The following is an 11332-nucleotide window of genomic DNA, read 5'->3' as shown; positions in this document are numbered from 1 at the left end:
GCGCACGACACCCCGAACTCCGCTGCCCCCTCGACACCCCACAGCAACTCGAACCTGCGCACGATCGGGATCATCGGCGCATTGGGATTGGCGATCGTGCTGGGCTTGTTCGGGTGGTCACGCCTGGGCCGGTCGCGGCGGTAGCTTCGCAGGCCGAGACAGCTTTCGAGAGTGGCGCGGTGACACCCGCCGAGTCGAGGCCCTGTCCCGCGCAACCTCGCGTACTCGTCATCGATCCGGCGCCCGGTGAGTCGGCGATCCCGGAACTCGCGGGCCTGGCGGAACTCGGGCTCACCCCGACGGTCAATCTGCGGCGGGTGACGGATCAGAACCTTCGTTCGGAAATCTCGCGCCGCTGGCACTCGATCGACATCGACGGTTTCCGTGCCGACGACATCGTGGCGGCATTCGAAAACCACGGCGGCTACGACGCGCTGAAATGTCGCGCCGGAATTCCGCTGACCCGCGGCGCATTCGAGCGACTGACCGCGAGCACCCGCGGGCAACCGCTTCGTATGGTCGCCAAGGCCGCCTCGGGCCTGGACAGCTTCGACCTGGATGCTGCCGCCGAACGCGGTGTCACGGTTCTGTCCACACCGGGGGCCAACGCCGGCGCGGTAGCGGAGCTGACGATCGGTCTCATGCTCGACGCTCTGCGCGGCGTCGCAAGGCGCGACGCGGCATTGCGCGCCGGTGACTGGAGGGCGGCGATCGACGGCATTCCGGTTCGGAGCCTGGCGGATTCACGCGTCGGCCTCATCGGAAGCGGGGCGATCGCGCGGGAGGTCGCGGCACGACTCGCACCGTTCGGAGCCGAGGTCTGGGTCCTCGGCTCGCCGCGTTTCACCGCGCGGGATGCGGAGCACTGGCCCGCGCGATGGACAGGCACGCTGCGCGAGCTGATGACCGGCTGCGACATCGTCTCCGTCCACGTACCGTCCACCGCGGCGACCGCCGGGCTCATCGGCGCGCGGGAACTGCGATGGATGAAACCCAGCTCGATTCTGGTCAATACCGCACGCGCACAGGTTGTTCCCGAAGACGCTCTCGATGCGGCGCTGCGCGACCCGGAATGTGGACTCGGCCACGTCGCCGTCGACGTATTCGCCACGGAGGGAACGCGATTCACCTCACCACTGGCATCGAATCCGCACACCACGCTCAGCCCCCATGTTGGCGGAATGACGGTGCAGGCGATGAAAGCCAGTTCAGCACAACTGCTTACCGAGATTTCGCGGTTCTACGCGAGCTAGAGTCCACCGCCTGATCCACCTCACGACAGCGCCACACCATCGCGCATCTTGGCGCAATCAGCAGTCGAGGTCGCCCCGGGCGGCGGACGCGGTGAACGACGACCATTCGGTTGCGGTGAAGACCAAGGCCGGTCCGGTGCGATCCTTCGAATCGCGCACTCCTACGAGGTTGGGAGCCAGGAACGCGACCTCGACACAGTTTTCGGAGCCGCCGCTCCAACTGCTTTTGAACCACTGCACGCCCGATAAATCGCTTATCACGAGACATACTCCTTTGCCATCTGCCGGAGCCTGGCCCGGCTGGCATCCACATCCAACGCGCCTCGCCGCAGGTCCTGGTAAGCCCGATGGTACCGCCGCACCGTCTGGGATTTCGCAAGATACAAACCGCCCGTGAAGCATTCGGTGTAGACAACGGTCGGCTCAGCTGCTTCACCCTTCCTGCTTGCCCCGAACTCGAGAACGACGAACGGCCCGACTGCCTCTCCGAGCGGAAAACCGGAGCTGAACGGCAGGATATGCACGTTGACATTGCTACGGGTACTCATGTCGGCCAGGTGTCGTAACTGGGCGGCCATCACCTTCGGTCCACCCACCACGCCGTGCAGGACCGACTCCCGCAGGATGACATCCAAGGTCGCCGGTCGATACTTGCGTGTGATCCGCGTCTGCCGACGAATACGCAGCTGCACGCGTCGCGCGTGTTCCTCGGCGTTGTCCTCTGGATGCGCCGCGTGCATCAGCGCGCTTCCATAAGCAGGGGTCTGCAGAAGACCTGGCACAAGTTCGGGTTCGTACGTAACGAGGCGTTCGGCCGCTGCCTCCAGACCGACATAGAAGTCGAAGTTCTGTGGGATCACATCGCCGTACTCACACCACCAACTCTGCTCGTTCCCCTGGACCGCAAGCGCTTTCATCGCGACGATCCGGTCGTCGTCGAATTCGTAGATTTTGCACAGGGCTTCGATATCCACCTCTCGCAGTTGCGCGACCATGCCGTGCTCGATGCGTTGCAGGGTGCTCGCGCTGCGCTGAATGAGCGCAGCGGCCTGATGCAGGGTCAGGCCGCATTCCTCGCGGCCGTTGCGCAGATACCTTCCGAGCTGCCGTCGCGGCAAGGTGGACCCGTACTCCGACATGCCTGCCTCCCAACAGGTTCCGATTCGACGCCGCCAGCACACCATCACGCGAACCACTACGACGCGTCCACCGCGGAATTTCATTCGATCTCCACATAACCCCAGGAAGCTTTGCACCGCCCAGCGTCTTTCGACCCGCATCCCGGACGGCGGACCGGGCCGCGCACGGCTCGGGACCACGACGGCCACTGCCGGATGCGTCGACGCGTCCGGTATGGTCGGGGCGAATTCAGGGTGGGAGGTACAGCCGGTGGCTCAGACACTGGTGCACGGGCAGGTCTTTGCCGGATACCGGATCGAGCGACTGCTCGGCGCGGGCGGTATGGGCGAGGTGTATCTGGCTCACGATCGCGATCTGCCGCGCTACACGGCCCTGAAGGTGCTCAATCCGGCCTTCGCGGGGGACGAGGACGCCCGCCATCGGTTTCTGCGAGAAGCCGATACCATTGCGCGCCTGTCACATCCGAACATCGTGACGGTCTACGCCCGGGGCCAGGAGGGCGATCGGCTGTGGATGGCCATGCAGTACATCGAGGGCACCGACGTCGCGGCGGTGCTTCGCAACGGCCCCATGCATCCGGAACACGCGGTCGCGATCGTCACCGAAGCGGCGAAGGCCCTGGACTTCGCCCACCGCGCCGGGGTGCTTCATCGCGATGTGAAACCCGCCAACATCCTGCTCGCACAGGGTGATTCGAAGCAGGTCTTCCTCGCAGACTTCGGCATAGCGAAGATCCTGGATCATACGAACGAGTTGACGCGGTCCGGCGAGGTGCACGCCAGCCTCCGATACGCCGCGCCCGAACAGCTCGACCCCGGTATGCCGGTCGACCAGCGGGTGGACGTCTATGCCCTCGGCTGCACGCTGTATCACATGCTGACCGGAGCGCCGCCGTATCCCGGCGCCTCACCCGCTCAGCTCATCCATGCCCACCTCAACCTCCCGCTTCCGGCTGCGAGCCAGCAGAACCCCTGGCTACCAGCGGCTTTCGATGCAGTGATCGCGCGGGCCACGGCCAAGAATCCGCAGGAGCGGTTCGGCAGCTGCGGCGAACTCGGGGCGGCCGCTCACTACGCATCGGCCGCGAGCGCGTCACGCGCGCCGCACACGGCACCGGCGTCCGGCTCCGGTCGCCGCTGGGGGTGGATCGTGGCCGCGGTCGTGGCCGTACTGATGGTCCTCGGCGCGGGCGGGGCCGGCGCATTCGTCCTGTACCACAACAGGTCCACCGACGACGCGCAGCGTTCGGCCGACGCCGCCCGCGACGCCGCCTGCGCCTTCGGCCGCACCGTCTCCACCTACGACTACGACAAATTCGCGGCCTATCAGACGGCAGTTCTCGATGCCACCACCGGTGATCTGAAGACCCAGATGCAGTCGACCATGCCTACCTTGCAGGATGTCGTCACCCAGTCGAAGGCGCGATCCCACGTGTCAGACGCTCAGTGTTTCGTGAAGACCTCCGATGCCGATCGCGCGGAGGTCGCCGCGATCATCACCCAGGCCCTCACCAACAACACGTCCTCGACCGAACGGAGCGGTCAGATCTCGGTTCTGCTGACGATGCAGTTCGTGGACGGACGGTGGCTCGCCGCGAAGCTGGAGCAGCTGGCGGCGCCGAAGTAGCTACGGCACCGCTCCACGCCGCCCTCACACCAGTTCCGGCACCCGCAGGTGGGCCAGCGCCAGCTCGAACTCGCGCACGTCGATGGCCTCGACGCCGACCTGGCGGGCCGCGTCGACCCGCAGCGCCGCGGACTGTTCGCGGTTACGCTGCATGGCCTCGGCGCTGTCGAAGACGCCGCAGGACACGGCACGGCCGGATGCGCGGTTGATCAGCAGGCTCGCGCTGCAGAATCCGTCGAGTTGTTCCATCCCCGGCAGGATGTAGTTTCGGTAGGCGTCGGTCGACATGTCGAGGCGGCTCGGATCGGTCTTGATCCAGGTGGCGCGCACGCATGCCCCGGGCATGGAGCGGTGGTCCCGGTGCAGGACGGCGATCTCCCATTCCGCGACCTGGGCGGCGGTACCGCCGAAGACCGTCACCGCCCGGTCACGCTCCGCCATGAAGGCGCTCTCGCTGTCGTGCATCGCGGCCTCGGATTCCCATCCTGTGGTGGAGATGCAGCGACCGAACGTGCGATCGACCAGCAGGGACAAACCGGTACAGCCGGGGGTCTCCGCAAGCATCGGCATGACCTCGTCCCGCATATGCGCAATTCCGGCATCGATCGCGGAGGGTTGCGCCTGAATCGTGGTAGACCGTGCGAACACGACCCACCCCCTCTCTGCTCGGGGCAGCGCCCGGCGGCGCCACCGGTGCATCTCAGCCTGCTCCGATGCACGGGCGCTCGCAATAGTCCGCTCGGCGTCAGTCGAGGCGCAGCCGGCCCCCGTTCTCCTCCCGGTAGAAGGTGTCACCGTCAAGATCAAGACTGAAGCCGGAGTTGCCGCTCGCTACGGCGCTACTCACAGCCGGCTGCGGTGACTCGGCATCGCCGCCGTCCGGGCGCGAGTCCGGGTACAGCACGGAGGGGTCGTCGCCGCTACCCGGCACCGTTGCGCCGGACGGGCCGTGGTCCAGCCCGCCGCCGCCGGGGTTCGCATCGGGATACCAGCTGTACGGATCGGTTGCGCTGTCCGACAAGAGGTTCGGGGTAGAAGACGGCAGCTGCGCGGCAGGAGCCGGCGTACCGCTGCCGGAGTCGTGGCCGAACCAGTGCTTCGCCAGCTGTGTGGCGTCGGTCTTCAGACGCTTCTTGTCGTCCTGCGGACCCTCGACGACCTCTCCCGCGACCTTCTCCCCGAAGTCGCCGACCTTGCCCTCGAACTTCTTGCGCTCATCGGTTTTCGGCGCGCCGGGACTCTCCGGCTCATGGGTGTGGGGGTTGCGGCCGTCGGGAGTCCTGTTGTGCTCGTCCACCCCCACCTTGCGCAGTGCCGCGCCGAGCGCACCGCTCGCCGCGCTCGAAATACCGTTGTGCAGACCGGCTTTCCCGATATCGTCGAGGTTGAAGCCGTCGCGCAGGCCGAGCGCGTTCTCCCCCGCCTCCCAGGCCAGCTCCTTCCCGGCCCCCTTCATGAAGCCCTTGAACCCCTCGATGACGGTTTCCTTGATGATCCGCTTCAGTAGCTGCTTCAGCGCCTGCTGGATCACCACGCGGGTCGCGACCTCGGCCGCGGCCGCCTCGGCCATGCTCGCGCCCAGCGTCTCGACGGCTGCGGCAGCGGCGATCGCCAAGTTGATCGCCAGCTCGACCAGCATCGCGATGATGTAGAGCTTCACCGCGAGAATCAGCACGGACATCACCCGGCAGGCGATGGCGATCGCTTTGCAGAAGGTGACCAGACCGTCCAGGTCGTCCCCGGCGGTACGCCAGAACTGCTGGATGGATTCGTGGGTCCGGCCGTCGATACGGGCGAGAATCGCGGTGGTGACGGCGTCGCCTTCCGCACGGATCTGCGACAGCGTGTCGCCCATATGTTCCCAGTGGTCGGCCATCCGCAGCAGGGCGGTTTCGTCGGCCTTGGGCCAGTCGCAGGCGACGAGGGAGGCAACCGGCTTCAGATAGTCGGGTATCTCGATGCCCATCGCTTACGCTTTCCCCCCGTCGATGCCGTTCTTCTCGATGGTGTCGCGGACCTTGTTCAACAACCCGGCGAGTCCCTCGTCGGCGGCCTCGAGCGTATCGGCCGCAGCGCCGGACGACTCTTCCAGATGGGCGAACATCAGCGCGGCCTTCGCGATATCCTGCAGCGCCTGGTCGGCTTTCGGCAGATAGTTCTGCGCGAACGCGGAACCGAAGATGTCGTCTCCCCACTTGCCGGTGACCTCACCGAGATCGACCGTGAGATTCTTCAGATCCTCCTCGAGCTGCTTGCCGAGTTGACCCAGACGCGGCGCGTGCCGCCGGAATTCGTCGAGTTCGATGCGAAACTCGTTGGCGCCGGTCATATCCGGGTCACCAACCCTTCCAGTGCGGCCCGTTGTCCTCGTCGTCCTCCGCGACGCGCGGGGGCTCCGGGGCCGGTTCCGGCTCGGCCACCGGTTGCGGTGGCGGCGGAAGGATGCCGTCCACGACGCGCTGCAAATCCACGTCCTCGCCGAGCGGATTCGTGATGTGGAAACGTTTCTCGTCGGCGAGGATCGGGGCCATCGCCGCACCGACCTCCGACTTCGCCGCGCGGGCGGCGGCCTGTGCCGCCTCGGTGATGGCGGTGCCGAGCTTCTCCGGGGTGGTGCGTTTGAATGCGGCGGGGTCGACCCACACCTGGATGGGGATGCCCGCCGAATTGCTGATGACGCGGACCAGATTGTCCGAGGACCACCCTTCGGCGGTCGCGGCGGCCAAAGTGTCTCGGGCCGTGGCGATATCGCGCAGTTGATACTCGTAACTCTCGAGCATCGAATCGACCTGCACCTGCAGGGCGTCGGTTCGCGCGCGCAGCTGATCGTAGCCGGATGAATCCACTGGTTCCCCTCAATCGGACTTGTCGCGTCCTGTATTCCGACGCATCGGATCGGTAGCCGGTTCCCGCACTCGGCAAACCTGTCCGTTGTGTCAGGATGGACCCGTGGATCCGAACGACCCGGACGGCGCCGCCGATCAGCTGACGGCCTGGGCCGACGACCTCGAACACAAGGCCGAGCAGTACCGGGAACTGCACGATCGGATGTCGAGTCTGAGCGTCACCGAAACCTCACGTGGCGGCATCGCGGTGACGGTGGACGGCGAGGGAATTCCGACCGATATCCGCTTCGCCGATTCCGTCCGCGGCACCGAACCCGCCGCGCTGTCGGCCGAGCTGATGCGCACGCTGCAGCGCGCCCAGGTGCGGATGCGAGAGCGGATCGCGGCCACCGTGCACGAGACGGTCGGGGACGACGAAGCGGGAGCGAACATCATCGACCGCTATGCCGAGCGGTTCCCCGATCCCGAGGAGTCCGAGCCGGACTTCGGCCCCGATGAAGCCGGTGCGCGGTGAGACCCTCGGGCGGACAACAGCTTTCGAGTCCGGCGACGCGTCACCGCTTGCGGCGCGCGATACCGACCATCGAGCCCAGCGCCGCTCCCACGCCGAACAGGGCCAGGCCCGTACTCGCCGTCATGCCCGCGTGCATCCTCGGCTCGATCACCGCCGGGCCCGGGGCCGGGATCTCGGCCTCCACCTCGTTCTCCCGGGCGGTGGCCGCCCAGGCGGTGGCGAACAGGATGATGCGGGCGGTGATGTAGGCGAAGACCATGAGGCCGATGATCGAGCCGAAGGCGACGCCCGCGGGACTGGTGAGCACCTTCTGCAGGTAGAACGAGGCCACCTGCTTCCAGATCTCGAACGCGATCGCGGCGATGAAGGCCGCGCGCACGGCGCTGGTGAAGGTTACCGGCTGTCGGGGCAGCCGGGCGATGATCCAGACGAACACCGCCCAGGACGCGAGCACCGCCAGGACCAGCGTCAGCAATCGCAACAGCCAGGAGACACCGGGCACCTTGTCGAGCCCGACACTCTCCAGCAGCTGCAGCGCCAGGCCGCTGGACGACAACGCCGACAAGCCCAGCGACACCACCATCGCGACACCGAGTCCGGCCAGTGCCAGCAGGTCCGACAGTTTGGTCCGGAACCAATTGCCTTCCTGCGCGGGCTGTTCCCACTGCTCGGTCAGGGCGGCGCGCAGGTTGGCCATCCAGCCCAGGCCGCTGTAGGCGGCGATGAACAGACCGATGATGCCCACACTGGCCCGGGACTTGATGGCCTGGTCGATCAGATCGTTGACCTGGCCGCCGAACGAACCCGGGATGTTCTCGACGATCTTGTCGCGCAACTCTTCGAGCAGGTGCGGATCGCGGGCGAGGACGAACCCGGCGACCGCGAAGGCGACCATCAGCAGCGGAAACAGCGAGAGCACGGTGAAGTACGTGATACCGGCCGCGAAGTAGTCGCCGCGCTGGCGCTGGTAGCTGCCGCCGGCGCGGACGGCGTGGTCCAGCCACGGCCGTGCTCGCACCTCACGTTGGATCCGCGCTTTGAGCTTGTCGAGCACCTGTCCTCCCGAACCTGTTCAACCGCAACACGGCCTCGCGCGGCGCAGATCAGCGGTGCAGGAAACCCACTCGGTCGTACACCTGCGCGAGGGTCTTACCGGCGATCTCGCGCGCCTGCTCGGCTCCGGTGGCGAGAATGCGATCGAGTTCGCCCTGATCGTCCAGATACTCTTGCACTTTCGCCTGCAGCGGTGTCACGAATTCCACCAGGGCGTCGGCCACATCGGCCTTGAGCTCGCCATATCCCTTACCCTCGAAGCCTTTTTCGAGTGTCACGATGGGCGTGTCGGTGAGCGAGGACAGGATCACCAGCAGGTTGCTGACGCCCGGTTTGGTCTCCGGGTCGTAGCGGATCTCCCGCTCGGTGTCGGTGACGGCCGAGCGGATCTTCTTCGCCGAGACCTTCGGATCGTCGAGCAGATTGATCAGGCCCGCGTCGCTGGCGGCGGACTTGCTCATCTTCGAGGTCGGATCCTGCAGGTCGTAGATCTTCGCCGTGCCGGTGACGATATGCGGCTCGGGCACCACGAAGGTCTTCTTGAAGCGAGTGTTGAAGCGCTGCGCCAGATTTCGCGTCAATTCCAGGTGCTGGCGCTGATCCTCACCGACCGGTACCAGCTGCGGGCGGTACAGCAGGATATCGGCGGCCATCAGGATCGGGTAGGTGAACAGGCCGACGGTGGCGTTGTCGGATCCCTGTTTGGCCGACTTGTCCTTGAACTGGGTCATCCGGCTGGCCTCGCCGAAGCCGGTGATGCAGCTCAGCACCCAGGTGAGCTCGGCGTGCTCGGGCACCTGACTCTGCACGAACAGGGTGGACCGCTTGGGGTCGATACCCATCGCGAGCAGCTGCGCGACACTGCGCACGGTGCGGCTGCGCAGCTGCTTGGGGTCCTGCGACACCGTGATGGCGTGCATATCCGGAATGAAGTAGAGCGCCTCGTAGTCGTCCTGCAGCGGAGCCCAATACTGCAGCGCACCAAGGTAGTTGCCGAGGTGGAAGGAGTCGCTGGTCGGCTGGACGCCGGAGAGGACCCGCTGCTTGCGTTCGCTGGGGGCAGGACTGGACATGAACCGATCTTCCCATGCACGCCCAAGCGGTTTTTTCCGAGGGAGCGAGGACGTGCGCCACCCCGCACGGCCGGTGCTCTCGGCGGCGTGCGGGGCGGTGTCGCTCAGACCGCGTGCCGTTCGGCGTAGTTGCGCGGATCCACCCCCGGCATACTGGACCTACCGCTGGCGACCAGGTCTTTCTCCCGCCGCGTGATCAGGCGATAGACCGGGGCGCTCGGGCCGGACAGGGTGTCGCGCAGCACCGGCGGCGCCAACGGCGGGCGCACGTGGGCGGTGCGCACGGCCTGCGCGAGTCCCCGGTACGCGAGCTCTTCACGCCGGCCCCATCGAATGTCGTACATCCGCCGGATCCGCGGCGGCAGCGAGCCCTGGACCAGCAGATGCGCCCCGCTGCTGGCCTGCTGGAACGGGCGCGGCAGCGGATGCGGCACCTGCTTACCCGCCAGATACGAGCCCACGAGCCGCGCCTCGTCGGTCAGATACAGCTCGTCCGAGGCGAGGTAGGCATCGAAAGATCGCCGGAAGGCCGGATAGTCGGCGGGCGCGGCCGAACGCGGCATACCGAACAACTCGCCCCAGCGCACGTAGTCCTGGTACAGATCCTCCCGCTCGCCCGGAGTCAGTTTGCGCACCAGCAGGTCGTGCATGACCTCGGCGGAGTCGGCGGTGAACGCCATGGTCATGAACATCAGGTGCGGGTCCAGCGCGGAGTAGTGCGAACCCGCCGGATGATGCGGGCCCGCGTCCTCGGGCAGCACACCGTCGACGGGGAGATGCCGCTTGCGGGTGAACGCCAGCGCGCGGTCGGCCTCGTCCTTGTCGCCGAGGAATACCGCCTCGAACAGGCGACCGGTGAGCGCGAGACGCGTGTAGGGGGTGGCTCGGTGGGCGGTGTTCTCGGCGGTGCCGACGAACAGCAACGGATGGACCGCGCCGATCACCAGCGCCCGCAGGCCGTACGTCAGTCCCACCGCGCGTTTGCGCATCACCCGGCGGATCATCGAATCGTCGGAGAAATATCCCGGACCAGGCATCGTCGCCCTCCTCGCATGGAATCTGGCAATAGCATCCACCAGAAACCCACTTCTGGCAATAGCCCATGCCAGAAATGCGGCCGTGCCACAATCGGACTGTGACGGCACAGCGGACCTATGGCGGTATCTCGGCCGCCGAACGGCGCGCGGGCCGGCGTGCCGCGCTGCTCGACGCGGCTCTCGAGATCATCGGCACCCAGGGCGTGGACAAGCTGACGGTCGGCGGGCTGTGCGCCCAGGCCGGGCTGAACGAGCGCTACTACTACGAACAGTTCACCGGCCGCGAGGCCGTGCTCACCGCGCTGTTCGACAGTATCGCCGAGGAACTCGCGAACGCCATCGTGCGGGCGCTGCAGGAGGTGGCCGGCGCGTCCGGCGACGGCGACAACTCCGCCGATACGTCCGCGCGCCGCACGCAGCGCGAAACGCGCACGATGGCGCACGCGGCCGTCGCCGCCGGTATCCACGTGCTGACCGACGACCCGCGCAAGGCCCAGGTCGCGCTGGCGGTGAGTGCCTCCACGCCGGAGCTGCGCTCACGCACGCTGCAGAGCATCGCGTCGTTCGCGAACCTGGTCGCCGCCCGCGGCATCGACTTCTACGGCCTGGGCACGCCCACGCCGGACCCGGCGATCGGTTTCCGCGCGACCTACCTGGTGGGCGGGCTGGTGCAGACGCTCACCAGCTGGTTGCAGGGCGATATCGATATGACCCGGGAACAGCTCATCGACGAGACCACCGACGTGTTCGTCCTCCTCGGCGAGGATCTCGCACAGCGGCTCCGCTGAGC

General features: G+C 66.8%; 13 protein-coding genes. 4 read left to right on the top strand and 9 right to left on the bottom strand.

Going from position 1 to position 11332, the window contains the following annotated elements; all coding sequences use genetic code 11:
• Positions 1-179: 179 nt before the first annotated feature.
• Positions 180-1253, top strand: a complete 1074-nt coding sequence (locus A5780_RS22605) for a D-isomer specific 2-hydroxyacid dehydrogenase family protein (RefSeq protein WP_064909535.1) — start codon at positions 180-182, stop codon at positions 1251-1253.
• Positions 1254-1310: 57 nt separating this feature from the next.
• Here the strand turns inward: A5780_RS22605 and A5780_RS22600 are convergent, their stop codons facing one another.
• Complete coding sequence (locus A5780_RS22600) at positions 1311-1514, bottom strand: DUF397 domain-containing protein (protein WP_064909534.1); 204 nt, start codon at positions 1512-1514, stop codon at positions 1311-1313.
• Complete coding sequence (locus A5780_RS22595) at positions 1511-2392, bottom strand: helix-turn-helix transcriptional regulator (RefSeq protein WP_064909533.1); 882 nt, start codon at positions 2390-2392, stop codon at positions 1511-1513. The genes A5780_RS22600 and A5780_RS22595 overlap by 4 nt, the downstream gene beginning before the upstream one ends.
• Before the next feature lie 250 nt (positions 2393-2642).
• On the opposite strand from A5780_RS22595, the gene A5780_RS42055 reads away from it, so the two are divergent.
• Complete coding sequence (locus A5780_RS42055) at positions 2643-4019, top strand: serine/threonine-protein kinase (protein ID WP_231983054.1); 1377 nt, start codon at positions 2643-2645, stop codon at positions 4017-4019.
• A gap of 24 nt (positions 4020-4043) precedes the next feature.
• On the opposite strand, the gene A5780_RS22585 is transcribed toward A5780_RS42055, so the two are convergent.
• From A5780_RS22585 to A5780_RS22570, 4 genes are all read right to left on the bottom strand, one after another.
• Positions 4044-4667, bottom strand: a complete 624-nt coding sequence (locus A5780_RS22585; RefSeq protein WP_063015619.1) for an antibiotic biosynthesis monooxygenase — start codon at positions 4665-4667, stop codon at positions 4044-4046.
• Positions 4668-4764: 97 nt separating this feature from the next.
• Entirely contained in the window at positions 4765-5985 is a 1221-nt protein-coding gene (locus tag A5780_RS22580; protein ID WP_064909531.1) for a hypothetical protein, read from the bottom strand.
• Positions 5986-5988: 3 nt separating this feature from the next.
• Complete coding sequence (locus A5780_RS22575; protein WP_064909530.1) at positions 5989-6348, bottom strand: WXG100 family type VII secretion target; 360 nt, start codon at positions 6346-6348, stop codon at positions 5989-5991.
• Positions 6349-6355: 7 nt separating this feature from the next.
• Entirely contained in the window at positions 6356-6865 is a 510-nt protein-coding gene (locus A5780_RS22570) for a YbaB/EbfC family nucleoid-associated protein (protein WP_063015616.1), read from the bottom strand.
• Positions 6866-6968: 103 nt separating this feature from the next.
• On the opposite strand from A5780_RS22570, the gene A5780_RS22565 reads away from it, so the two are divergent.
• Entirely contained in the window at positions 6969-7379 is a 411-nt protein-coding gene (locus A5780_RS22565; RefSeq protein WP_064909529.1) for a YbaB/EbfC family nucleoid-associated protein, read from the top strand.
• A gap of 40 nt (positions 7380-7419) precedes the next feature.
• Here the strand turns inward: A5780_RS22565 and yhjD are convergent, their stop codons facing one another.
• The 3 genes from yhjD to A5780_RS22550 all read right to left on the bottom strand — a co-directional run bounded on the left by yhjD (position 7420) and on the right by A5780_RS22550 (position 10542).
• On the bottom strand, positions 7420-8433 hold the full coding sequence (gene yhjD, locus A5780_RS22560) for an inner membrane protein YhjD (RefSeq protein ID WP_063015614.1): 1014 nt from the start codon (positions 8431-8433) through the stop codon (positions 7420-7422).
• Between the two features lie 49 nt (positions 8434-8482).
• On the bottom strand, positions 8483-9505 hold the full coding sequence (trpS, locus tag A5780_RS22555) for a tryptophan--tRNA ligase (protein WP_030513557.1): 1023 nt from the start codon (positions 9503-9505) through the stop codon (positions 8483-8485).
• A gap of 104 nt (positions 9506-9609) precedes the next feature.
• Positions 9610-10542 (bottom strand): oxygenase MpaB family protein, encoded by a 933-nt coding sequence (locus A5780_RS22550; protein WP_063015613.1) that lies wholly within the window; start codon positions 10540-10542, stop codon positions 9610-9612.
• 98 nt (positions 10543-10640) lie between these two features.
• Here A5780_RS22550 and A5780_RS22545 point away from each other — a divergent pair, with 98 nt between their 5' ends.
• Complete coding sequence (locus A5780_RS22545) at positions 10641-11330, top strand: TetR/AcrR family transcriptional regulator (RefSeq protein WP_227462803.1); 690 nt, start codon at positions 10641-10643, stop codon at positions 11328-11330.
• Positions 11331-11332 lie beyond the last annotated feature (2 nt).

This window comes from Nocardia sp. 852002-20019_SCH5090214 (assembly GCF_001665865.1).
In the GTDB taxonomy this organism is placed as follows: Bacteria; Actinomycetota; Actinomycetes; order Mycobacteriales; family Mycobacteriaceae; genus Nocardia; species Nocardia nova.
The sequence above is the reverse complement of the archived record's forward strand: the minus strand, read 5'-3'. Positions and strand labels throughout refer to the sequence as shown.